Origin of the sequence: Aeromonas sp. BIGb0405 (assembly GCF_024807335.1) — a bacterium.
Taxonomy (GTDB): domain Bacteria; phylum Pseudomonadota; class Gammaproteobacteria; order Enterobacterales; family Aeromonadaceae; genus Aeromonas; species Aeromonas rivuli.
Map to the genome: position 1 here is coordinate 541239 of NZ_JANUEP010000003.1, position 24096 is coordinate 565334.

A 24096-nucleotide genomic window follows, 5' to 3' on the forward strand; every position below is an offset into this window, starting at 1 on the left:
CTTTTATAGCTTATTCCTCCACTTTCTTTTGTCCGCGGGTCTGAACTTCCTGGGACAGTAGAGCGATTAGCTCTTCAACAGGATAAGTGCCCAGGTCAGCCCCTTTACGAGTCCGTACTGCAATCTGACCGGCTTCAACTTCTTTATCGCCACAGACCAGCATGAAAGGTACTCGTTTCAAAGTATGCTCGCGGATTTTAAAGCCAATCTTCTCATTTCTCAAGTCCGCTTTTGCACGAAGGCCCGCATCATTCAATGCTTTGGCCACTTTTACGGCATAATCGGCCTGATTATCCGTGATATTCATCACCACGGCCTGAGTCGGTGCCAACCAGGTAGGGAACAGTCCTGCGTACTCTTCGGTCAATATACCGATGAAGCGCTCGATGGACCCCAAGATGGCGCGATGTATCATCACGGGGACGTGACGCTCGTTGTCCTCGCCCACATAAGTGGCGCCCAGCCGACCTGGCAGGGCGAAATCGAGCTGCACTGTACCACACTGCCACGCACGATCCAGGCAATCGTGCAGGGTGAATTCAATTTTAGGGCCGTAGAATGCCCCTTCACCCGGCTGCAGATCGTACTTCAGGCCGTTCAGCACCAGGGCTTCGGCCAGGGCCGCTTCGGCGCGATCCCAGGCTTCATCTGAACCGATGCGCTGTTCCGGACGAGTCGAAAGCTTGACCACGATGTTTTCGAAGCCAAAGGTGCCGTAGACGTCATAGACCATACGGATACAGGCCGAAACCTCTTCCATGATCTGCTCTTCGGTACAGAAGATGTGAGCGTCATCCTGGGTAAAACCACGGACTCGCATCAGACCATGCAGGGAACCGGACGGCTCATTGCGGTGGCAGGAGCCGAACTCGGCCATGCGCAATGGCAGGTCGCGATAGGACTTGAGGCCCTGGTTGAAGATCTGCACGTGACCCGGGCAGTTCATCGGCTTGATGGCGTACTCACGGTTCTCGGACTGGGTGGTGAACATGCCTTGGGCATATTTATCCCAGTGACCGGAGCGCTCCCACAGCACGCGATCCATCATGGAGGGGCCTTTCACCTCCTGATAGTCATACTCACGCAGCTTGGTGCGCATGAAGGTTTCCAGCTCACGGAAGATGGTCCAGCCATCGTTGTGCCAGAACACCATGCCGGGAGCCTCTTCCTGCATGTGATACAGGTCGAGCTGCTTGCCTATCTTGCGGTGGTCACGCTTGGCGGCCTCTTCGAGGCGTTGCAGGTAGGCTTTGAGCTGCTTCTTGTCGGCCCAGGCGGTACCGTAGATACGCTGCAGCATCTTGTTGTTGGAGTCGCCACGCCAGTAAGCGCCGGACATCTTCTGCAACTTGAAATGGTGGCAATGACGCATGTTGGGCACGTGAGGGCCACGGCACATGTCGACATACTCTTCGTGATGATAGAGACCGGGCTTATCATCACGGGCGATATTCTGATCCAGGATCTCGACTTTATAGCTCTCGCCACGGGCCGCGAACACATCGCGCGCCTCCTGCCAGGAAACCCGCTTCTTGACGACGTCATAATCCTTGTCTGCCAGCTCGAGCATACGGGCTTCCAGTGCAGCCATGTCCTCTTCGGTCAGGGTGTGATCGAGATCGACGTCATAGTAGAAGCCGTTGTCGATGACAGGACCTATGGCCATCTTGGTCTGCGGCCAGAGTTGCTTGATGGCATGACCGAGCAAGTGCGCGCAGGAGTGACGCAGGATCTCGAGACCCTCTTCGTCTTTGGCGGTGATGATGGAGAGCTGGGCGTCGGCTTCGATCAGCTCGCAGGCATCCACCAGTTCACCGTTCACCCGACCGGCAATGCACGCCTTGGCGAGACCGGGACCTATGTCCGCGGCGACGTCCATGACGGAAACGGCCTGGGCAAATTGACGTTGACTGCCGTCAGGCAGAGTAATGATTGGCATGATTGCTTCCTTGACAGTGGTGACCCCTACCAAAGGCCACGTGTGAATTGAAAATATCCTTTAATATCAAGCTATTCACTTTGATGTTTCACCGTTCACAATACGGTTGCTACACGCGGTGATACGCACCTTACTCCGTGCGAGGCTATCCATTAACGGGGGACAGTCGAGGATTGTATCAGACGTGACAACCCAGACAAGTTTGAATGGTCGCTATCTGGGGTCGAGAGGAATCCATTGCTCAGCGGCCACCATGTGGCTCATCGCGCCCGACATGGACAATCAACTCAGCCTTATCACGCTGGCACAGCGCGAAAAGTAAAGCATATGACACCATCAGGCAGAAGATGCTGGCACGCCAATGAGCGCAATGGGAGCCCCCCGACAGAGGGCTATTTTCAGAATGCCACACTGGCATGCGCTGGCACGCGGTGCTCCCGATACACAGCAACCAGTGTCCGCAGGGCATCGCGCGAGCGGTGATCCGTCAGGGTCGAATGGAGCATGATCCTCGACGAGGGCAACGCGGGCAGACCCAGACACTGCCCTACTTCCACCGCATCGGGTGGCGCCAGACGGCAAGATAACGCAGCGACAGCCAGCCCGGCCGACACCGCGGCCATGACGGCCGAATGACCTCCGCCAACAAAGACTTCACTCCACTCAATGTCGGCACCACTCAGTGCTCGAATGGCGATGTCGCGCACACCACAACAAGGTGCGAGGGCGGCCAGCCGTACCGGTTTCCCTGGCTGATGATAGAAGCCGGGGGCGGCAAACCAGCCAAAGTGCTCCGGCCCCAAATCTTCACCACTGCGGCGATCATCTTCCTGGCGGACAATCACAGCGTCGAGCGCCCCTTCGTCAAAGGCGTTGAGCAAGCTGCGGGAATTCTCCAGCCGCACTTCGATAGTCAGGGCGGGATCGCGCTCGCTTAACCGTGCCAACAACAACGGGATCTCGGGCCCCGCCACATGCTCGGCAATGCCCAACCGAAAGCGTCGGCTTTCACAAACCAGCGCGGCCATGGCGCGGTCATGGGCGACAACGAACTCACGGGCCGGATTGAGAAAGACACTGCCCTGCGCCGACAGCCGCACCAGCCTGGGGGTACGTTCGAGCAGTTTGTAGCCGAGTCGATCCTCCAGGCGCTTCAATTTCACGCTGATGGCGCCCTGGGTCGTCCCCAGGGCCTCGGCGGCTCTGGTGAAACTCTGAAAATCAGCGATGGTGACGAATGCCAGCACCGACTCCACATCAAGCACCTGTCGAGTCATGAACCATCCAAATTTGTTGTCTCTGATATACCCAACCATACCATTGAGCAATAGTTCTGTATTCCCTAACATCCTTCACCGAGGTGTCGTACGTGTCTTTCTGCGTGCGATCCGGTCTTGAGGTGGCGCCTAACAGGCCCCCCCATGTTCCCATCATTTGAAGGTACCCCATGACACTGTCACCAAGACGCCAAGGCTCCTTTGCCCTGGCTGCCGTCTGTTTGTCCGCGTTGATGCTGGGACTGGAGATTTCCAGCGTCCCGCCCATTCTATCCACCATAGAGCAGGTCATGGGAGCCAGTTTCCGGCAGCTCCAATGGATCATGGCCGCCTATACCATTGCGATGACAACCATCCTGATGGGCGTTGGTACCCTGGCCGACCGTTACGGTCGTAAACGCATCTTCACCATCGGCATTCTTGCCTTCGGCGTCACGTCGCTCATCTGTGGACTGGCCGACAGCGCCGCCGTGTTGATCGTGGCACGCTTTCTCCAGGGCTTGAGTGCTGCGATGATGCTGATCTGCCAGATTGCCATCTTGTCCAATCAGTTTCGGGATGGCCGTGAACGCGGCGCCGCCTTTGCCTGGTGGGGGATGGTGTTCGGCGCAGGTCTCGGCTTTGGCCCGATAGTGGGTGGCGCCATCCTGGCGCTGGCGAGCTGGCAATGGGTATTTCTGATCCACGCGGTCCTGGCTGTCATGACCTTGCTGCTCAGCCAGATAGGGGTGCAGGAGTCCCGCGATCCTCATGCGACCCACCTCGATATCAAAGGGATCGCCACCTTGTCGGTTGCCGTGTTCTGCCTGGTCCTGTTCGTCACTCAAGGTCCGGTGCTTGGATTTGGCAGTGCCGCCGCCATGAGCATCATAGGAATGTTCATGCTGAGCTTCGCCAGTTTCGTGGTCGCCGAGCGAACCAGCCGTAGGCCCATGCTGGAGTTCTCAATGTTTCGGGTGCGCAACTTTTCCGGTGCCTTGCTCGGATCCATGGGGCAAAACTTCAGCTTCTGGCCATTCATCATCTATCTGCCGATCTATTTCCATGTGGCTTTGGGGTATGACAACGTGCAGACCGGCCTCGCCCTGCTGGCCTACACCTTGCCCACCCTGTTCATCCCGCCACTGGCTGAACGCTTGGCGATGCGCTATCAAGCCGGCATCGTGATCCCTGTGGGGCTATCGATCATCGGCATGGGCTTCGTGCTGATGAGAGCTGGCAGCCAGTCTGCCCAACCGGGCTGGCTGCTCTTGCCGGGGGCCGTCTTGGCAGGAGTTGGGCTGGGTTTAACCAACACCACAACCACCAACACTATTACCGCCGCAGTATCAGCCGAACGGGTAGGCATGGCGTCGGGGGCAGATACCAGCGCCAGGATGATCTCGCTGGCATTCAACATCGCCGTGATGGGGTTCATTCTGGTTGAAGGCATCATGGCCTATCTGCGCAACAAGCTGGGTATTGTCGAGGGGGCGAGCCTGCGGCTTTTCGCGGAAAAAATAGCCGCCGGGGATATCACTGTGCTGGAGCAACATAGCGCCTTGCTGCCGCACATCGCCATCCCCGCCGAAGCGGTCAATGAGGCTCTGGTCGCCGGATTTGGCTGGGTCATGGTTTATGGGGCTGCCAGCGCCTTCCTGCTGGCAGCGATCAGTTTCTTCATCTTTTCACCCGGGAGATCCGTGCAGCGCAATCCCGAGATGCCGCAGAACACCTAGCAAAGGCCGCAAAGGGCGGGAAACTGCACCACCCTGTGGGCTAACTCACGCCAGGAGACGAGTCACGGCCCCTGAGACTCATCATGCGCCCCAAACAATAAGGAGGTCTGGTAGTTGATGGCAGACCTCCTTCTTTCGCAGCTCAAGCCAACCCTGTCATTGGCCGGATCAGCTTGCCCCAACCAGCAGCGGCTGCCAGTTGAAATCGAACTGGCTCTTGCCCTCCTCCGCCAGTGTCAGCTCCTCCAACACCCGCAGCGCCATCTTGTTGCCCCCCTGGGCGGCCTGAAACAGCCACTGCCTGGCCTGAACCAGGTCCACCCGGCCATTGACCCCCATCAGATGCAAAATGCCAAGCTTGAGCATGGCAGGCACATCACCGTTGCGGGCCGCCAGATCCATCCAGTGAAACGCCAGCGCCAGATCCTGCGTCACCCCATGACCGCGCAGATAAACCTCCCCCAAGCGATATTGACCAAAGGCATCACCCCCCTCGGCAGCCAGGCGATAGAGGCGAATCGCCTCAGCCACATCCGCGGTACTGCCCTGCCCCAGCTCGTGGCTCCACCCCATCAAGGCCTGCGCTCTGGGTTCTCCCGCCTCGGCTTTCAACTGCCAGATCCCGACAGCTTGACTGAAGCGCCCCTGCTGCCAGGCGCGCTGGGCACTGTGCATCTCGTCTGCACCATCCGGCAGCAGACGCCAGATCAGCACACCGGTCAGGCCAATGAACAACCAGCGGTAGCGTGACTTTGTCATGAGGAGTTCCGTGATCCAGTTCGCATTTGGTTTATGTAAACGAAATGTAATCTGGAACGCAAGTCTGAGCAGCACCGACGGTTTGCGTCAGCCCCTGGCCCCTCCCCATCCTCATTGGATGAAGGGCCCATCCCACTCTCGTCTGGCGACTTGTCTTTGTCGGTCTCATCGCTCACAATGACTGTATATAAACACAGTTATTATGAGCAGTGAGAGATGGCTGGACGCGGTACCCTTCACAACCTGGATCATCGTTTCAGTGGCCTCCGCATCGAGGCCGTCGACGATGGCTGGCAACAAGGCATCGACTGGGCGCCCGAGTTTATGAATAGCGCCCCTCAAACCCAGGTGCACGGGATCCAAGCCAGGAGCATCATCAGCCATAACCAGTCGCCGGATGTACCCTTTAGTCGCTCCATCAACCCCTATCAGGGTTGTGAACATGGCTGTATTTATTGCTATGCCAGGCCCAGCCATGCCTACCTGGAGCTCTCCCCAGGGCTCGATTTTGAAACAAAACTGTTTGCCAAGCTCAACGCCGCCCACCTATTGCGTCAGGCATTTTCCAAACCCGGATATCAACCACAGACCATCGTCATTGGCGCCAATACCGATCCCTATCAGCCCATTGAGCAGCAATACCGCCTCACCCGCGCCTTGCTCGAAGTGATGCTGGCTCACAAGCATCCGGTAGGCATCATTACCAAGAGCGCCATGGTGCTCAGAGACCTCGAGTTGCTACAGGCTCTCGCCAGCGAAGACTTGTGCCACGTCATGGTCTCGGTCACCACACTGGATGAGGATCTCAGGCGAAAACTGGAACCCAGAGCCAGTACGGGGCAGGGGCGGCTGGCGGTGATCGGCAAGCTGGCACGGGCCGGGATCCCGGTGGGAGTGCTGGCAGCCCCCATGATCCCCAGGCTCAACGGATCTGAACTCGAGCAGATCATCAGCGCGGCCGCCGCGCAGGGGGCTAACCAGGCTGGCTACATCTTGCTGCGCCTGCCCCATGAGCTGACGCAGCTCTTTGATGACTGGCTGACGTTGCACTATCCCGACAAGCGGCAGGCTGTCCTGAATCAACTGAAAGCCAGCCGGGAAGGCCGGCTCAATAGCCCGGCCTTCGGGGATCGCATGCGTGGCAGCGGCCAGTTTGCCGAGCTGCTTGCCCAGCGCTTTCGGCTGATCTGCAAACGCTCGGGGCTCAACTCGGCTCATACGCCCCTTAATCAACGCGCTTTTATCCGCCCCCATCAACAGTTCGAACTGTTCTAGCGTCACCCGCCCCGCCAACCCATCGAGATGAAAAGATGACAGCGTGGCAGCAGACGGTGAGCCGGGCATCCAGGCAACGGGAGCAGACACAGGATGGAGAGGTTCAAGAGGGAACCGCGAACCCGAGTGACAGCATGGGATCACGGATAATGGAGTATCAAGAGTGGGAGCGTAGAGCGGAGCAAGGACTCTGCTGCGGGTAGTTACCACCAGGTCCTGGCTGGCACTGCCATCCCCAGGATGGCCCTGTGGCATCTAGCGGGAGACATATCCCCTCTCCCGCTTTACCACTGCCCCTGCAGCGCAGAGAGCGGCTGAGGTTCAGGACGATTGGCTGCCTTTTAGCAATTCAACCGGGATCCTGGATGGCTCAAAGGCCACCAACTCCTCTTCCCGCTCAGCACCAGACTCATCCCCGAACCATTTCGACCACCAGAGTTGTAACATCGCAGACTCCTCGACATGACACGACACCGGCTGATGTCGAGTGCAGCTTATCCTTGTGCCATGACAACCAGATGACATTCACTCCTGCCGGCCAAGGAGCTCATGCTGAGCGAAACAACGCCAGCCAGCGTCAAGGTTGCCGCCAGCCAACTGCAGACCATAAAAAAGAGCGCCCTAAGGCGCTCTTTTTGCAGCAACTAGCCAACTCGGCCAGACGATGGAGTATTACTCCTCATCGGCCTGTTCGGCTTGATCACTCTGCTGAGCCTCGCCCGACTCGGGGACGATGTCACCTGCGGCGGCGGTACCGGCTTCAGCCGACTCACCATCCATCAGGACCTCTTCCTCGTCGCTTTCGGCGATACGCTGCAGACCGACCACTGTCTCATCTTCACCGGTACGGATCAGACGAACACCACCGGTGTTACGGCCTATGATGCTCACCTCGGCAACGCGAGTACGCACCAGGGTGCCGCCATTGGTGATCAGCATGATCTGGTCGGTATCTTCAACCTGGATCGCATCGATCACCTTGCCGTTACGCTCGTCCACCTTGATGGAGCGAACGCCCTGGGTACCACGGCTCTTGGTCGGGTACTCGGTCAGCGCGGTACGCTTGCCGTAACCGTTCTCGGTAGCGGTCAGGATGGCACCCTCGCCACGGGGGACGATCAGGGAAACCACCTTGTCGCCATTGAGCAGGCGGATACCACGAACCCCGCCGGCGGTACGGCCCATGGGACGAACCCCCTTGAAGGTGCCCTTGGTTTCGCTGCCTTCGGCGGCGTCACTGCTGTCGTCATCACTGACGGCGTCGGCTTCCACATCCTCATCGGCGTCGCTATCGTTCTCGACATCCGCATCGGCGCGGCCGCTGCCTTCATTGAAGCGAACCACCTTGCCCGCATCGGAGAACAACATGATCTCGTTGCTGCCATCGGTGATGTCCACGCCAATCAGCTCATCGCCCTCTTTGAGGTTGATGGCACGAATGCCGGAGGAGAGCGGACGGCTGAACGCTGACAGGCTGGTCTTCTTCACGGTACCGTCGGCGGTGGCGAAGAACACATACTTGTCGTCGCTATACTCTTTGACCGGCAGGATGGCGGTGATACGTTCACCCTCTTCCAGCGGCAGCAAGTTGATGATCGGGCGACCACGGGCGCTACGGGACGCCTCAGGCAGCTGATACACCTTGAGCCAGTAGACCTTGCCACGGGTGGAGAAGCACAAAATGGTGTCGTGGGTGTTGGCCACCAACAGACGCTCCACAAAGTCCTCTTCCTTGATCCGGGTGGCCGACTTGCCACGACCACCGCGGCGCTGGGCCTCGTAGTCGGTCAGCGGCTGATACTTCACATAACCCTGGTGAGAGAGGGTCACCACCACGTCTTCCGGGGTGATCAGGTCTTCGATGTTGATCTCGGCGCTGGAGGCGCTGATCTCGGTGCGACGCTCGTCGCCATACTGCTCGCGCACGGCCAGCAGTTCATCGCGGATCACTTCCATCAGGCGTTCCGGGCTGGCCAGAATGAACAGCAGCTCGGCGATCAGATCCAGCAGAGATTGGTACTCTTCCAGGATCTTCTCGTGCTCCAGACCGGTCAGCTTGTGCAGACGCAGGTCAAGGATGGCCTGGGCCTGCTGTTCGGTCAGGAAGTACTGGCCTTCACGGATACCGAACTCCGGCTCCAGCCACTCTGGGCGTGCTGCATCGTCACCGGCTTTTTCCAGCATGCCGGCCACGTTGCCGAGCTCCCAGCCACGCGCGACCAGCTTGGCTTTCGCGTCTGCCGGGGTGTCGGAGTGACGGATCAGCTCGATGATGGGGTCAATGTTGGCCAGAGCAACAGCCAAACCTTCCAGGATGTGCGCCCGATCCCGCGCCTTGCGCAGTTCGAACACGGTCCGGCGGGTCACTACCTCACGGCGGTGCAGCAGGAAGGCATCCAGGATCTCTTTAAGGTTCATCACCTTGGGCTGGTTGTTATCGAGCGCCACCATGTTGATGCCGAACGTGGTCTGCATCTGGGTGTGCTTGTAGAGATTGTTCAGCACAATCTCGCCAGACTCGCCGCGCTTGATCTCGATAACGATGCGCATGCCGTCTTTATCAGACTCATCGCGCAGGGCACTGATGCCCTCGAGTTTCTTCTCTTTGACCAGCTCGGCAATCTTCTCGATCAACCGCGCCTTGTTCACCTGATAAGGCAGCTCGTGAACGATGATGGTCTCGCGACTCGTCTTCTCGTCCACTTCCACTTCGGCCTTGGCACGCACATAGACGGAGCCGCGACCGGTGCGGTAGGCCTGCACGATGCCGGAACGACCGTTGATGATGGCGCCGGTGGGGAAGTCTGGGCCGCTGATGTAGGTCATCAGCTCATCGATGGTGAGGGAGCCATTTTCGATCAGCGCCAGACAGCCGTTCACTATCTCGGTGAGGTTATGAGGCGGAATGTTGGTCGCCATGCCCACCGCGATACCGGAGGAGCCGTTGACCAGCAGGTTGGGCACCTTGGTGGGCATGACAGCCGGGATCAGCTCGGTGCCGTCATAGTTGGGCACCCAGTCCACGGTCTCTTTGTCCAGATCGGCCAGCAGCTCATGGGAGATGCGCGCCATCCGGACTTCGGTATAACGCATGGCGGCGGCGCTGTCGCCGTCGACCGAACCGAAGTTACCCTGACCGTCGACCATCATGTAACGCATGGAAAAATCCTGCGCCATGCGGACAATGGTGTCATACACGGCACTGTCGCCGTGGGGGTGGTATTTACCGATTACGTCACCGACCACACGGGCCGATTTTTTATAGGGCTTGTTCCAGTCGTTCCCCAACTCGTTCATAGCAAACAGAACGCGGCGGTGAACCGGTTTCAAGCCATCACGCACATCCGGCAGAGCTCGTCCTACGATCACGCTCATGGCGTAATCCAGATAGGAACTCTTGAGCTCTTCTTCGATGTTGATCGGCGTGATCTCTCTGGCCAGATCGCTCATAGAAAGCCTTAATCCCTAATTAGTTGTTCTTTGGCATAAACAGCGCGACATAGTAACACAACAAGGGCCATTGCTTAAGTCGGAAATCGGGCTGGTTTGCATAAGTTGGTTCGTTATAATGCCCGCCAGGACAATAGATTGCGCTCCCGACGGGTCGAGCGCCCTGCCACAGGATTTTGCCAAGATGAACACTGACGCCAATGTCGATCTGACAGAAATTGCCAAATTCGAAGCCATCGCCTCCCGCTGGTGGGATTTGGAGGGTGAGTTCAAGCCGCTGCATCAGATAAACCCGGTGCGCCTTGACTGGATCACCGACAAGAGTGGCGGCCTGTTTGGCAAGCCGGTGCTCGACATCGGCTGCGGCGGCGGCATTCTCTCCGAGAGCATGGCCCGCCGTGGCGCCAAGGTGACCGGCATCGACATGGGCAAGGAGCCCCTCGGGGTCGCCCGCCTCCACGCCCTGGAACAGGGGGTCGAACTTCACTACCAGCAGATGACCGCCGAGCAGCACGCCGATGAGGCGCCCGGTCAGTACGATGTGGTGACCTGCATGGAGATGCTCGAGCACGTGCCGGATCCCGCCTCGGTGCTGCGTGCCATCACCACCCTGGTGCGCCCGGGTGGCCGGGTGTTCGTCTCGACCATCAACCGCAACCCCAAGTCGTTCCTGATGATGATTGTCGGCGCCGAATACCTGATGAAAATGGTGCCCAAGGGGACCCATGACCACAAGAAATTCATCACCCCCGCCGAACTGTGTCGCATGGGTGAGGCCGCGGGCCTGCTGGTACGGGACATGAGCGGGGTGCACTACTCGCCGCTCACCGGCCACTTCAAGCTGGGCGCCAACGTCGATGTCAACTACATGGTGGAGTTTGTCCGCCCGGAGCTGGGTTGATGAGTACCCGCCAGACAAGCGTGCGCTGCGTGCTGTTCGACCTGGACGGCACCCTGCTCGACACCGCCCCGGACTTGGGCGCCGCGGTCAACCATGTGCTGATAAGCGAAGGCTTTGCCCCGCTCTCGGATGAGATCATTCGCCAGACCACCTCCCACGGGGCGCTCGGCCTGCTCAAGGCGGGCCTGGGGGACGAACTACTGGAAGAGCTGGGGGCGACGCGCCTGCGCACCGCCCTGCTCGATTACTACGCCAGCCATCTGTGCGTCGGCACCCGCCCCTACGAGGGCATGATCGATCTCATCGAATGGCTGGACGAGCGGTCCCTGCCCTGGGGCATCGTCACCAACAAGCCGGGCTTTTTGACCGAGCCGCTGCTGGCGGCCCTGCCGGCACTGGCCAGCTGTGGCGTGACGGTCAGCGCCGATACCCTGCCGGTGCGCAAGCCCGACCCCGCCCCCATGTATTTCGCCTGTGAGCAGTTAGGGGTCGAGGCCGCGCACTGCCTCTATGTCGGCGACCATGTGCGCGACATCGAGGCGGGCCGCAACGCCGGCATGTTGACCGCCATCGCCGGCTGGGGCTACCTGCATGGGGAGGATGACCCGGCAGCCTGGGGGGCGGATCTGCACTTTGATACGGTGCAGGCGTTGCATCACTGGTTGCGCTACGAACTCGGGTGACGCACAGCCAGACTCGCTGGATCCCGCCGGGATCAAAGATGGCCCATCCCAGTGCGTGCTCATGCCGCAGATGCGCCGCCGAGGGACGCTTGTCGTCATTAACATGAAACAGACAGGGCCCGACGGGCCCTGTCTGTTTTTGCACGCGACACAGGCTCGATGACTCACTTTTTCACCGTTCTGCGCGGGGAGAGCTGCCGCATAATGGCGACCATTTTTGGCGCGGATCGCACAGGGATTGTGCAAGGATCCAGAGGGGGGCGATTGCTAGTAAAACGGGGCTAGTTTCGCAAGAAAAAAAAGTTATTTTAATTTTATATCTTGGATAGGCAGGCTTGCTTTTCAGGGAGCGGACGAAGGAAAACCCGTTCACTGTGAGCAGTCACTAACTATCATGAGACACCCACAATTTATCCACAGCTATACCCCCATCCATACGTTGCAAAGCTGTGATGACCTCACTATCTTGTAGCTCGAACTCAAAATAACACTACATCTTGTGCCTCACCGCATATCGCCCCACTAGAAACGAGGGGCGAACTGGCTTGTTTGTCAAGCCTTGCAGTGAGTTTTTCGGGAATCAACTAAAGGTCATCAGCCAATGAACTTGTTTGTGACGAAGCGTAACGGCCACAAAGAACCCATCGATCTGGATAAAATTCACCGTGTGCTCGACTGGGCCGCAGAGGGACTCGACCACGTCTCAGTCTCCCAGGTAGAACTCAAGTCCCACATCCAGTTCTATGACGGTATCCGTACCGCCGACATCCACGAAACCGTCATCAAGGCTACCGCTGATCTGATCTCCGAACAGAGCCCGGATTACCAGTACATGGCAGCCCGTCTGGCCATCTTCCACCTGCGCAAGAAAGCCTACGGCCAGTTCGAACCGCCCCACCTCTACCAGCATGTCGCTCGTCTGGTAGACATGGGCAAATACGACAAGCACCTGCTGACCGACTACACCCAGGCCGAATTCGAGGAGCTCAACGAGCACCTGGATCACTGGCGTGACATGGACTTCTCCTACGCCGCCGTCAAACAGCTCGAAGGCAAATACCTGGTCCAGAACCGCGTCACCGGCGAGATCTACGAGAGCCCGCAGTTCCTCTATATCCTGGTAGCGGCCTGCCTCTTCTCCAAGTACCCGAAAGAGACGCGCCTGAGCTATATCAAGCGCTTCTATGATGCGGTCTCGACCTTCAAGATCTCCCTGCCGACCCCCATCATGAGCGGCGTGCGCACCCCGACCCGTCAGTTCAGCTCCTGCGTGCTGATCGAGTGCGATGACAGCCTGGACTCCATCAATGCCACCGCCAGCGCCATCGTCCGTTATGTCTCCCAGCGCGCCGGCATCGGTATCAACGCCGGCCGCATTCGTGGTCTGGGCAGCCCCATTCGTGGCGGCGAAGCCTTCCACACCGGCTGCATCCCCTTCTACAAGTACTTCCAGACTGCGGTCAAATGCTGCTCCCAGGGCGGCGTGCGCGGCGGTGCCGCCACCCTGTTCTACCCCCTGTGGCACACCGAGGTGGAGAGCCTGCTGGTGCTGAAGAACAACCGCGGCGTGGAAGAGAACCGGGTCCGTCACATGGACTACGGGGTGCAGATCAACAAGCTGATGTACCAGCGCCTCATCAAGGGCGGTGACATCTCCTTGTTCTCCCCCTCCGATGCCCCCGGCCTGTACGACGCCTTCTTCGCGGATCAGGACAAGTTCGAGCAGCTCTACGTCAAGTACGAGCAGGACCCAGCCATTCGCAAGAAGACCATCAAGGCGGTGGATCTGTTCTCTCTGATGATGCAGGAGCGCGCCGGTACCGGTCGTATCTACATCCAGAACGTGGATCACTGCAACACCCACAGCCCGTTCGATCCGAGCGTGGCGCCGGTACGCCAGTCCAACCTCTGCCTGGAAATTGCGCTGCCGACCAAGCCGCTCAATAACGTGGATGACGACAGTGGCGAGATTGCCCTGTGCACCCTGTCGGCCTTCAACCTCGGCGCCATCGAGAAGCTCGAAGATCTCGAAGAGATGGCCGATCTGGCCGTGCGCGCCCTGGATGCCCTGCTCGACTATCAGGACTACCCGCTCAAGGCCGCCCAGAAAGGCAGCATGAACCGCCGTACCCTGGGGATAGGCGTCATCAACTACGCCTACTACCTGGCCAAGAACGGCGCCCGTTACTCCGACGGTTCTGGTCTGGCGCTCACCCACCGCACCTTCGAGGCGATCCAGTTCTATCTGCTCAAAGCCTCGGTACAGCTGGCCCGTGAATTCGGTCCCTGCCCGGCCTTCAACGAGACCACTTACGCCCAGGGCATACTGCCCATCGATACCTATAAAAAGGATCTGGACGTGTTGTGCCAGGAGCCGCTGCACCTGGACTGGGAGACCTTGCGCGAAGAGATCAAGACCGTGGGTTTGCGCAACTCCACCCTGACCGCCCTGATGCCAAGCGAAACCTCCAGCCAGATCTCCAACGCCACCAACGGCATCGAGCCGCCGCGCGGCCTGGTGTCGGTCAAGGCCTCCAAGGATGGCATCCTCAAGCAGGTAGTGCCCGAGTACGAGCGCCTCAAGGATCAATACGAGCTGCTCTGGAAGCAACCGAGCGTCGATGGTTACCTGCAGCTGGTCGGCATTATGCAGAAGTTTGTGGATCAGGCGATCTCTGCCAACACCAACTATGATCCGGCCCGTTTCGAAGGCAACAAGGTACCGATGAAGCAGCTGCTCAAGGATCTGCTGACCGCCTACAAATACGGCCTCAAGACCCTCTATTATCACAACACCCGTGACGGTGCTGACGACACCCAGGCCGACATGCAAGATGACGGCTGTGCCGGCGGCGCCTGCAAGATCTGATAAACACCGAGCGGGAGCCTTCACTCCCGCTCTCCTGTTTCCCAATTCAAGACATTCAAATCACCATGGCTTATTCAACGTTTTGCCAGACCCAGAATGACCAGCTCAAGGAACCCATGTTCTTTGGCCAGCCGGTCAACGTGGCCCGTTATGATCAACAAAAATATGATGTATTCGAGCGGCTGATCGAGAAGCAGCTCTCCTTCTTCTGGCGCCCGGAAGAGGTGGACGTCTCGCGGGATCGCATCGACTACCATGCCCTGCCCCCCCACGAGCAGCACATCTTCATCTCCAACTTGAAGTATCAGACCCTGCTGGACTCCATTCAGGGCCGCAGCCCGAACGTGGCGCTGCTGCCGCTGGTCTCCATCCCGGAGCTGGAGACCTGGATTGAGACCTGGGCCTTCTCCGAGACCATCCACTCGCGCTCCTACACCCATATCATCCGCAACATCGTCAACAGCCCCTCCCAGGTGTTTGACGACATTGTGACCAACGAGCAGATCCTCAAGCGCGCCGGCTCCATCAGTTGCTACTATGACGACCTCATCGAGGCGACCGCGCTCTATAACCTGCACGGCGCCGGTACCCATATGGTCAACGGCGCTGAGCGCACCATCGACCTCCACGAGCTCAAGAAGAAGCTCTATCTGTGTCTGATGAGCGTCAACGCCCTGGAGGCGATCCGCTTCTACGTCAGCTTTGCCTGCTCCTTTGCCTTCGCCGAGCGCGAACTGATGGAAGGCAACGCCAAGATCATCAAGATGATCGCCCGTGATGAAGCCCTGCACCTGACTGGCACCCAGCACATGCTGAACCTGATGCGCAGCGGCCAGGACGATCCCGAGATGGCCATCGTGGCTCAGGAGTGTGAACAGGCCTGCTTCGACATCTTCAAGGAAGCGGCCGAGCAGGAGAAGGAGTGGGCCGAGTACCTGTTCCAGGACGGCTCCATGATTGGCCTGAACAAGGACATCCTCTGCCAGTACGTGGAGTACATCACCAACCTGCGCATGGCCGCCGTCGGACTGCCGTCCGCCTTTAGCGGCGCCAAGCAAAACCCTATTCCCTGGATCAACACCTGGCTCTCCTCTGACAACGTCCAGGTCGCCCCCCAGGAAGTGGAAGTGAGCTCCTATCTGGTCGGTCAGATAGACAGCGAAGTGAGCCACGAAGATCTCGGTGACTTCGAGCTGTGAGTGAGGCCCTGCTGGCGCCGGAGCTGGCCGCCCAGACCCCAGGGGTTGAACGCGAGCCGGCGCTGGCCATCATAGAGAGCCAGCACGGCCCCATGCAGGTTCGCCCTGGCGAGGCGCTGCTTGACACCCTGGAGCGCCACGGCCACCAGTTGGAGTATCAGTGTCGCAGCGGCTATTGCGGCGCCTGCCGCACCCCCCTGCTGGCAGGCAAGGTGCACTACCCTGAGCCTCCCCTTGCCTTCGTCGAGGCGGGGCAGTGTCTGCCCTGCTGCTGTCGCCCGGTGGGCGACATCACCCTCGATCTCAGTCGCCACGACTAGCGCCTCACCACCAGATCCCCAGAGCCCTCCATCGAGGGCTCTCTGTTATCCGCCAGCGGCTGGCCGCCAAACCACATCGATGCTCTCAGCCCCACTCCCAGCCCGTGCACGCTGCTCGCCCCGCCCCTCCAGACAATCCTCAGGCCTGTGTCTTTACATCTGCCTGCCCATCTGGCAGCTGCGCTGGCCCGCCACACCGCTTGCGAGGAAGGGAGAGAAGCCGACCCCTGCACCAGCCACTATCTGCACGCAAAAAAATGCCCTCCGAAGAGGGCATGTTCATGTCTGACACGCAGCCAGGCTGCTGACCGTCGATTTAGACGTTACGGCTGACCACAGGGTGATCCAGCAGGGCCTCGTCTTCGGCCATGCAGGCTGCTGCGGTGAACAAGACGTCGGTGGAGCTGTTAAGGGCTGTCTCCGCGGAATCTTGCAGCACACCGATGATGAAGCCGACCGCGACCACCTGCATGGCAACATCATTGCTGATGCCAAACAGGCTGCAAGCCAGGGGGATCAACAGCAGGGAGCCGCCGGCCACCCCGGAAGCACCACAGGCGCTGATGGTTGCGACCACGCTGAGCAGCACTGCCGTGGCCAAATCCACCTGCAGACCCAGGGTGTGGGCCGCCGCCAGACTCAGTACCGTGATGGTGATGGCGGCGCCAGCCATGTTGATGGTGGCTCCCAGAGGAATGGAGACCGCATAGGTGTCCTTGGGCAGTTTGAGCTTCTCGCACAGGGCCATGTTCACCGGGATGTTGGCGGCGGAGCTACGGGTGAAGAAGGCGGTCACACCGCTCTCTTTCAGGCAGGTCAGCACCAGCGGATAGGGGTTGCGCTTTATCTTCCAGAAGACGATGAGCGGGTTGACCACAAAGGCGATGAACAACATGCTGCCGATCAACACCATCAGCAGATGGGCGTAACCAAGCAGCGCCTCGAAGCCGGTCTCGGCCAGGGTGGACGCGACCAGACCCAGGATGCCGAGCGGGGCGCAGCGGATCACCGCCTTGACGATGATAGAGACCCCATCGGACAAGTCGGAAACCAGCACCTTGGTGCTCTCACTGGCGTGACGCAGCACGATGCCAAGGGCGATGGCCCAGGCCAGGATGCCGATGTAGTTGGCTTCCATCAGGGCCTTGACCGGGTTGCTCACTACGTTGAACAGCAGGGTCTGCAACACCTCGATGATGCCCCCAGGCGGGGTGACATCGGCGGTATTGGCCACCAGATGCAGGCTGGAGGGGAACATGAAGCTGGCCAGCACGGCCACCAGCGCGGCGGCGAAGGTACCGAAGAGGTAAAGACCGAGCAGCGGGCGGATATTGGTCTTCTGACCCTGCTTGTGACCCGTGATGGAGGCGGTCACCAGCACGAAGACCAGTATGGGGGCCACGGCTTTGAGGGCACCGACAAACAGGTTGCCGAGCAGACCTGCCGATTTGGCCCACTCAGGAGCGAGCAAGGCCAGCACTATGCCAACGATCAAACCGATCAGGATCTGGCTGACCAGACTGGTGCGATTGATCAGACGAAGGAGGGGGTGTTGTTGTGTCATCTATGTAGTCCCTGTGCACACATGGTGCTTGAATCATGAAGTCCTGCGGCGAACCTATTTCATTCGGAACCAACCGAACGAACCCGCCAGCTGCGGGAAGACCTTCTCGAGTGGGGTCTCTGTTCCAGGCGGGGGTCGCACCCATGGAATATCCCACCTGCAACATCTTTTTTCCACACATACACCACGAAAATCCCATTTCACATCACAAAAAAACCACAACAATGAGATAACACCATATCAACAACCGCCAGAACGCAGCCAAATGCCACTCTCTTGGCGTCCCTGGCCGATCCTGGCCGGGTCCAGGTGGTATCATGGGATTTTCCTCAGGATGTCGCCCTATGATCGCCTCTTTGCTTCAACAACACTTCGGTTTCACCCAGCTCAGACCCGGGCAACAGGCAGTCATGGAGCAGATATTGGCAGGACGCAGCGCCGCGGCCATCTTCCCGACTGGCTCCGGCAAGTCGCTCTGCTATCAACTGCCCGCCCTGGCCCTGCCCCACCTGACCCTGGTCATCTCCCCGCTCATCGCGCTGATGCAGGATCAGCTCGCCTTCTTGCAGCGCAAAGGGATAGCCGCAGCCACTCTGGATTCGAGCCTGACCCCGGAGCAGAGCCGTGACGTGATGCGGCAGATAGAGGCTGGCGAGCTCAAGATCCTGATGATCTCGGTCGAGCGACTCAAAAACGAGCGCTTTCGCCGCTTCATCGCCGGGGTGCCCCTCTCGTTGATGGTGGTGGACGAAGCGCACTGCATCTCGGAGTGGGGCCACAACTTTCGCCCCGATTACCTCAAGCTGCCCGAGCACAGGCGCGCCCTCAATATCCCCCAGGTACTGCTGCTGACCGCCACTGCCACGCGGGCCGTGATGCAGGACATGCAACGCAAGTTCGACATCGACGGTCAGGGGCTGGTGGTGACCGGTTTCTACCGCCCCAATCTGGACTTGAACGTGGTCCCCCTTGAGCCCAATTTGCGTGACCGCTGGCTGGAGCAGGAGATAGGGCGATCACCCGCCGCCCCCACCATCGTCTATGTCACCCTGCAACACACCGCCGAGGCGTGTGCCGCCAATCTGGCCCGGGCAGGATTGCGCGCCCGAGCCTATCATGCCGGGCTGGGCGCAGATCTTCGCCGGGAGATACAGCAGGCCTTCATGGCGGGCCAGCTCGACTGCATTGTCGCCACCATCGCCTTTGGCATGGGGATAGACAAGGCCGATATTCGCCGGGTCATCCACTACGACTTGCCCAAGTCCATCGAGAACTACAGCCAGGAGATAGGCCGTGCCGGGCGCGATGGTCAGCTCTCCCATTGCACTGTGCTGGCCAACCGGGCTCAGCTGCCGGTACTGGAGAACTTCGTCTATGGGGATACCCCGGACCGCGCCGCCATCCGTCACCTGCTGGCCCAACTGCCCCCTGCGGGCGAGTCCTGGGAGTTCGTGCTGCTGCGTCTGTCCAACGAGACCAATATTCGCCAGCTTCCCCTCAAGACACTCCTGGTCTATCTGGAGCTGGCCGGCGTGCTGAGCCCGGCTTATAGCTACTTTGCCGACTATCGCTTCAAGTTCATCGCAGACAAAACCGCCATCCTGGCGCGTTTTGGCGAGGGCCGTCGCCACTTTCTCGAGGCCCTGTTCGCCTCTGCCCCTCAGGCTCGCAGCTGGTGCACCATGGACTTTGAGGCCCTCTGGCAGGGGTATCAGGGGGAACGCTCCCGCGCCGTGGCCGCCCTCGACTATCTGCAGCAACAGGGGCTCATCGAACTGGAGAGCAAGCAGATGACCGAGGTTTATCAGGTGCAGAATGCACCGAGCAGCCTCGATCTCCTCGCCGATGAACTTCATGCTCTGTTCGAGCAAAAGGAGCAGAGCGAACTGGCCAGGTTACAGGGCCTGCTCGCTTTCTTCACTTCATCCAGCTGCCTGAGCCACTCCCTGGCCCACCATTTTGCCGATGAGCAAGCGCCAGCCTTATGCGGTCACTGCTCGGTCTGTCGCGGCCAGGTGGCTGAGCTGCCTGTTCACCTCGCCCCACAACTGCCCAATGAAGCCGGGATCCGCGCCTGGTGCGATCCGCTGGCGAGCCAGCTACCCCAACCAGCGCCCAGGGTGCTGGCGCGCTTCCTGTGCGGCATCAGCACGCCACTCACCACCCGCCTCAAAGCGGGCAAGCTGGCTGGCTTCGGGAGGCTAAGCGAGGTGCCTTTTGCCCAGGTGATGGCACTGGTGATCCAGGCCTATGGTGTGCAAAGCTCCAAATAGACTCATTTGTTCCGTCTTGGGGATTCCGGCCAAAGATGCCGGTTAGCGTGCTGAAGAGATAAAGGAGGATAGCAGGAGGGGTCTGCGCCGAAAAAATAAGACCCTCGCAGATGCGAGGGTCAAGCCAACGGAAACGTGCTTAAACAGAGCTTTGTTTTCGGACACTGAGACGCCTTCTTGCTAAAGCAGCGCAGCACCGAACACAGGGCCAATCTAGAGCAGCCGGAATGTAGCGTCAATGTAAAAATTAGACTCAAAACTCTAAGTTGATATCATTACGTTAACGTTTACGTAAAGCACATTCCACTGCGGTATTCCTCAGGGCACGGCTGGCCTGCCCTGGGGCGATAGCGATCCTCTCCCTCATCCCATTCGTACTTTTTGATTGCAGAATGATGAAACATTTATTTTTTATCTCTTTGACATTTACCTAGCTATCGTGGCAGAAATAATTTAACAGTCAGTAACATACAGCATCTGCTGACTGCCTCCCGCCCAAAGGGCCAGGGAAGCGAGCCAACCGATTTAATCCCGTTAACGGTGATGGATTACTGGGGGCTGTTGACTAGGCTTAAGAGGAAAGTACAACAAGGGTAAGAAACCGGTCATTTTAGGGTAAGCGACTATAACGAGGGCTAAGTTATGGGCATCTTCGAGCATTACCAACAGCGTTATGAGCAAGCCAGGGAAGAGGAGTACAGCATTCAGGAGTTCCTGGACATGTGCAAACAGGATAAATCCTGCTACGCCTCCGCCGCCGAACGTCTACTGGTCGCCATCGGCGATCCCGAGATGGTTGATACCGCCACCAATCCACGACTCAGTCGCCTCTTCTCAAATCGAGTCGTTGCGCGCTATCCGGCATTCAAAGATTTCTATGGCATGGAAGAGGCCATCGAACAGATCGTCTCCTACCTCAAACACTCGGCCCAGGGGCTGGAGGAGAAGAAACAGATCCTCTATCTGCTGGGTCCGGTTGGCGGCGGTAAATCCTCCCTGGCCGAGAAGCTCAAATCCCTGATGCAGAAGGTGCCCATTTACCGGATCAAAGGCTCCCCGGTCAACGATCACCCCTTCTGCCTGTTTGACATGGAGGAGGACGGTGAGCTGCTGGAGAAAGAGTACGGCATACCCCGCCGTTACCTGCGTCCCATCATGTCCCCCTGGGCGGCAAAGCGTCTCACCGAATACGGTGGTGACATCAGCAAGTTCAAGGTAGAGAAGATCAACCCCTCCATCCTGCACCAGATCGCCATCGCCAAGACGGAGCCCGGTGATGAGAACAATCAGGACATCTCTTCCCTGGTCGGCAAGGTCGATATCCGCATGCTGGAACACTTTGCCCAGGATGACGCCGATGCCTACTCCTACTCCGGAGCCCTGTGCAAGGCCAACCAGGGCATGATGGAGTTCGTCGAGATGTTCAAGGCCCCCATCAAGGTGCTGCACCCGCTGCTGACCGCGACGCAAGAGGGCAACTACAACGGCACCGAAGGGCTCTCTGCCCTCCCCTTTGACGGCATACTGCTGGCTCACTCCAACGAATCCGAATGGCAGCATTTCAAGAACAACCGCAACAACGAAGCCTTCCTCGACCGCGTCTATATCGTCAAGGTGCCCTACTGCCTGCGCGTCTCGGAAGAGGTGAAAATCTACGAGAAGCTGCTCACCAACAGCGAACTGACCGAGGCCAAGTGCGCCCCGGGGACCCTGGAGCTCCTCGGCCAGTTTACCGTCTTGTCACGACTCAAGGAGCCGGAGAACTCCAGCCTCTACTCCAAGATGCGGGTCTATGATGGCGAGAGTCTCAAAGACACGGATCCCAAAGCAAAAAGCTATCAGGAGTACCGGGATTATGCCGGGGTCGATGAGGGGATGAATGGCCTGTCGACCCGCTTCGCATTCAAGATATTATCGCGGGTGTTCAACTTCGATCATGCCGAGGTCGCGGCCAACCCGGTGCATCTCTTCTATGTGCTGGAGCAACAGATAGAGCGGGAACAGTTCCCGCAAGAGATCCACGATCGCTACCTGGAGTTCATCAAGGGCTACCTCACCCCGCGTTACGTGGAGTTCATCGGCAAGGAGATCCAGACCGCTTATCTCGAGTCCTACTCCGAATACGGCCAGAACATCTTCGATCGCTACGTCACTTATGCGGATTTCTGGATCCAGGATCAGGAGTATCGGGATCCGGAGACGGGCCAGCTGTTTGACCGCGCCTCCCTCAACAGCGAGCTGGAGAAGATAGAAAAACCGGCAGGCATCAGCAACCCGAAAGATTTTCGCAACGAAATCGTCAACTTCGTGCTGCGGGCCCGGGCCAACAACGCCGGTCGCAATCCGAACTGGACCAGCTACGAGAAGCTGCGCACAGTCATCGAGAAGAAGATGTTCTCCAATACCGAGGAGCTGCTGCCGGTTATCTCCTTCAACAGCAAGACCTCGGCGGAAGAGCAGAAGAAACACGATAACTTTGTCGAGCGGATGATGGAGAAGGGCTACACCCGTAAACAGGTGCGGCTGCTCTCCGAATGGTATCTCAGGGTACGCAAGTCATCCTGAGCCTGACGGCTTTGCCAAGGGGGAGTTATGGCGCACTTTATCGACCGCAGGCTCAACGGCAAGAACAAAAGCGCTGTCAATCGGCAGCGCTTCATCCGCCGCTACAAGAAGCAGATCAAACAAGCGGTCTCGGATGCCGTCTCCAAGCGCAGCATCCAGGACGTAGACAAAGGCGAGAGCATCAGCATCCCGACGCGGGACATTGGCGAGCCCCATTTTCACCAGGGTCAGGGGGGAAAACGGGAGATGGTGCACCCGGGTAACGATCAATTCGTCTCCGGGGACAAGATAGACAGACCCAAGGGCGGTGGTGCAGGTCAGGGCGCGGGTGAAGGTCAGGCCTCCAATCAGGGGGAAGGAAGCGATGACTTCGTGTTCCAGATCTCCAAGGAGGAGTATCTGGATCTCTTGTTCGAAGATTTGGAACTGCCCCACCTGCAAAAGACGCAGCTCAACCAGCTGATGGAGATGAAGACCTACCGGGCTGGCTACACCTCAAACGGCGTGCCGGCCAATATCAACGTAGTGCGTTCCCTGCGCAACTCACTGGCGCGACGCATGGCACTGCAAGCGGGCAAGAAACGCACTCTGCGTGAACTTGAAGCGCGCATGCTGTTACTTCAGCAAGATCCGAGCGAACACTTTGCTGAGATCACACTGCTTGAGAAGGAGATCCGCGACCTGAAAAAACGGATCGATGCCGTGCCTTTTATCGATACCTTCGATCTCAAGTTCAATAACTTCGTCAAACGGCCGGTTCCCTCCAGTCAGGCGGTGATGTTCTGCCTGATGGATGTCTCCGGCTCCATGGATCAGGCCACCAAGGAGATGGCCAAACGCTTCTACATCCTGCTCTACCTCTTCCTGAGCCGTACTTACAAGAATGTGGAGGTGGTCTATATCCGCCACCACACCCAGGCCAAGGAGGTGGACGAGCATGAGTTCTTCTACTCCCAGGAGACGGGGGGCACCATCGTCTCCAGCGCGCTCAAGATGATGAGCGACATCATGGATGAGCGCTACCCCACCAATCAGTGGAACATCTACGCCGCCCAAGCCTCCGATGGCGACAACTGGGCAGACGATTCGCCCCAGTGTAAAGAGATCCTGCTGCGCGACATCATGCCGCGGGTTCGCTACTACTCCTATATCGAGATCACCACCCGGGCCCACCAGACTCTGTGGCACGAATACGAGTCGGTGGCGAGCCACTACTCCTACTTTGCCATGGAACATATCCGCAAGGTGGAGGACATCTATCCGGTATTCCGGGAACTGTTCAAGAAGCAAGCGGCCTAGGGGGG

General features: G+C 58.8%; 16 protein-coding genes. 10 read left to right on the forward strand and 6 right to left on the reverse strand.

Annotated elements, in window-relative coordinates:
• Positions 1-10 precede the first annotated feature (10 nt).
• Positions 11-1939, reverse strand: coding sequence for a threonine--tRNA ligase (thrS, locus tag M2366_RS10845; RefSeq protein WP_224432854.1), 1929 nt, complete (start codon positions 1937-1939; stop codon positions 11-13).
• A 398-nt stretch (positions 1940-2337) separates the two neighbouring features.
• The gene (locus tag M2366_RS10850; RefSeq protein WP_259269716.1) at positions 2338-3216 is read right to left on the reverse strand and encodes a LysR substrate-binding domain-containing protein; all 879 of its coding nucleotides are present in this window, start codon (positions 3214-3216) and stop codon (positions 2338-2340) included.
• Positions 3217-3386: 170 nt separating this feature from the next.
• Between M2366_RS10850 and M2366_RS10855 the strand changes: the two genes are divergently transcribed.
• On the forward strand, positions 3387-4934 hold the full coding sequence (locus tag M2366_RS10855) for an MFS transporter (protein WP_259269717.1): 1548 nt from the start codon (positions 3387-3389) through the stop codon (positions 4932-4934).
• A gap of 168 nt (positions 4935-5102) precedes the next feature.
• Here M2366_RS10855 and M2366_RS10860 read toward each other — a convergent pair whose 3' ends face one another.
• Positions 5103-5693, reverse strand: a complete 591-nt coding sequence (locus M2366_RS10860; RefSeq protein ID WP_042042414.1) for a tetratricopeptide repeat protein — start codon at positions 5691-5693, stop codon at positions 5103-5105.
• Positions 5694-5909: 216 nt separating this feature from the next.
• Between M2366_RS10860 and M2366_RS10865 the strand changes: the two genes are divergently transcribed.
• Positions 5910-6968, forward strand: coding sequence for a PA0069 family radical SAM protein (locus M2366_RS10865; RefSeq protein WP_259269718.1), 1059 nt, complete (start codon positions 5910-5912; stop codon positions 6966-6968).
• A 321-nt stretch (positions 6969-7289) separates the two neighbouring features.
• On the opposite strand, the gene M2366_RS10870 is transcribed toward M2366_RS10865, so the two are convergent.
• Both M2366_RS10870 and gyrA read right to left on the reverse strand, forming a co-directional pair.
• Complete coding sequence (locus M2366_RS10870) at positions 7290-7415, reverse strand: hypothetical protein (protein WP_259269719.1); 126 nt, start codon at positions 7413-7415, stop codon at positions 7290-7292.
• A 225-nt stretch (positions 7416-7640) separates the two neighbouring features.
• A complete protein-coding gene (gyrA, locus tag M2366_RS10875) occupies positions 7641-10418 on the reverse strand; it encodes a DNA topoisomerase (ATP-hydrolyzing) subunit A (RefSeq protein ID WP_042042411.1) in 2778 nt (925 codons plus the stop codon).
• Positions 10419-10602: 184 nt separating this feature from the next.
• Between gyrA and ubiG the strand changes: the two genes are divergently transcribed.
• The 5 genes from ubiG (at position 10603) to yfaE (ending at position 16390) form a co-directional block, all read left to right on the forward strand.
• Positions 10603-11319, forward strand: coding sequence for a bifunctional 2-polyprenyl-6-hydroxyphenol methylase/3-demethylubiquinol 3-O-methyltransferase UbiG (gene ubiG / locus M2366_RS10880; RefSeq protein ID WP_259269720.1), 717 nt, complete (start codon positions 10603-10605; stop codon positions 11317-11319).
• Positions 11319-12002 (forward strand): HAD family hydrolase, encoded by a 684-nt coding sequence (locus M2366_RS10885; RefSeq protein WP_224432851.1) that lies wholly within the window; start codon positions 11319-11321, stop codon positions 12000-12002. Before ubiG ends, M2366_RS10885 begins: the two co-directional genes overlap by 1 nt.
• Before the next feature lie 601 nt (positions 12003-12603).
• Complete coding sequence (gene nrdA, locus M2366_RS10890) at positions 12604-14871, forward strand: class 1a ribonucleoside-diphosphate reductase subunit alpha (RefSeq protein WP_259269721.1); 2268 nt, start codon at positions 12604-12606, stop codon at positions 14869-14871.
• Positions 14872-14936: 65 nt separating this feature from the next.
• Positions 14937-16070, forward strand: coding sequence for a class Ia ribonucleoside-diphosphate reductase subunit beta (gene nrdB, locus M2366_RS10895; RefSeq protein ID WP_042042407.1), 1134 nt, complete (start codon positions 14937-14939; stop codon positions 16068-16070).
• Between the two features lie 62 nt (positions 16071-16132).
• A complete protein-coding gene (gene yfaE, locus M2366_RS10900; RefSeq protein WP_310508869.1) occupies positions 16133-16390 on the forward strand; it encodes a class I ribonucleotide reductase maintenance protein YfaE in 258 nt (85 codons plus the stop codon).
• 316 nt (positions 16391-16706) lie between these two features.
• On the opposite strand, the gene sstT is transcribed toward yfaE, so the two are convergent.
• Positions 16707-17954: a serine/threonine transporter SstT gene (gene sstT, locus M2366_RS10905; RefSeq protein ID WP_042042406.1), complete on the reverse strand. Its 1248-nt coding sequence runs from the start codon at positions 17952-17954 to the stop codon at positions 16707-16709.
• Between the two features lie 344 nt (positions 17955-18298).
• Here sstT and M2366_RS10910 point away from each other — a divergent pair, with 344 nt between their 5' ends.
• The 3 genes from M2366_RS10910 (at position 18299) to M2366_RS10920 (ending at position 24091) form a co-directional block, all read left to right on the forward strand.
• Positions 18299-20227 (forward strand): ATP-dependent DNA helicase RecQ, encoded by a 1929-nt coding sequence (locus tag M2366_RS10910; RefSeq protein ID WP_259269722.1) that lies wholly within the window; start codon positions 18299-18301, stop codon positions 20225-20227.
• A 642-nt stretch (positions 20228-20869) separates the two neighbouring features.
• Entirely contained in the window at positions 20870-22792 is a 1923-nt protein-coding gene (locus tag M2366_RS10915; protein ID WP_042042404.1) for a PrkA family serine protein kinase, read from the forward strand.
• 27 nt (positions 22793-22819) lie between these two features.
• Complete coding sequence (locus M2366_RS10920) at positions 22820-24091, forward strand: YeaH/YhbH family protein (protein WP_042042402.1); 1272 nt, start codon at positions 22820-22822, stop codon at positions 24089-24091.
• Positions 24092-24096: the final 5 nt, after the last annotated feature.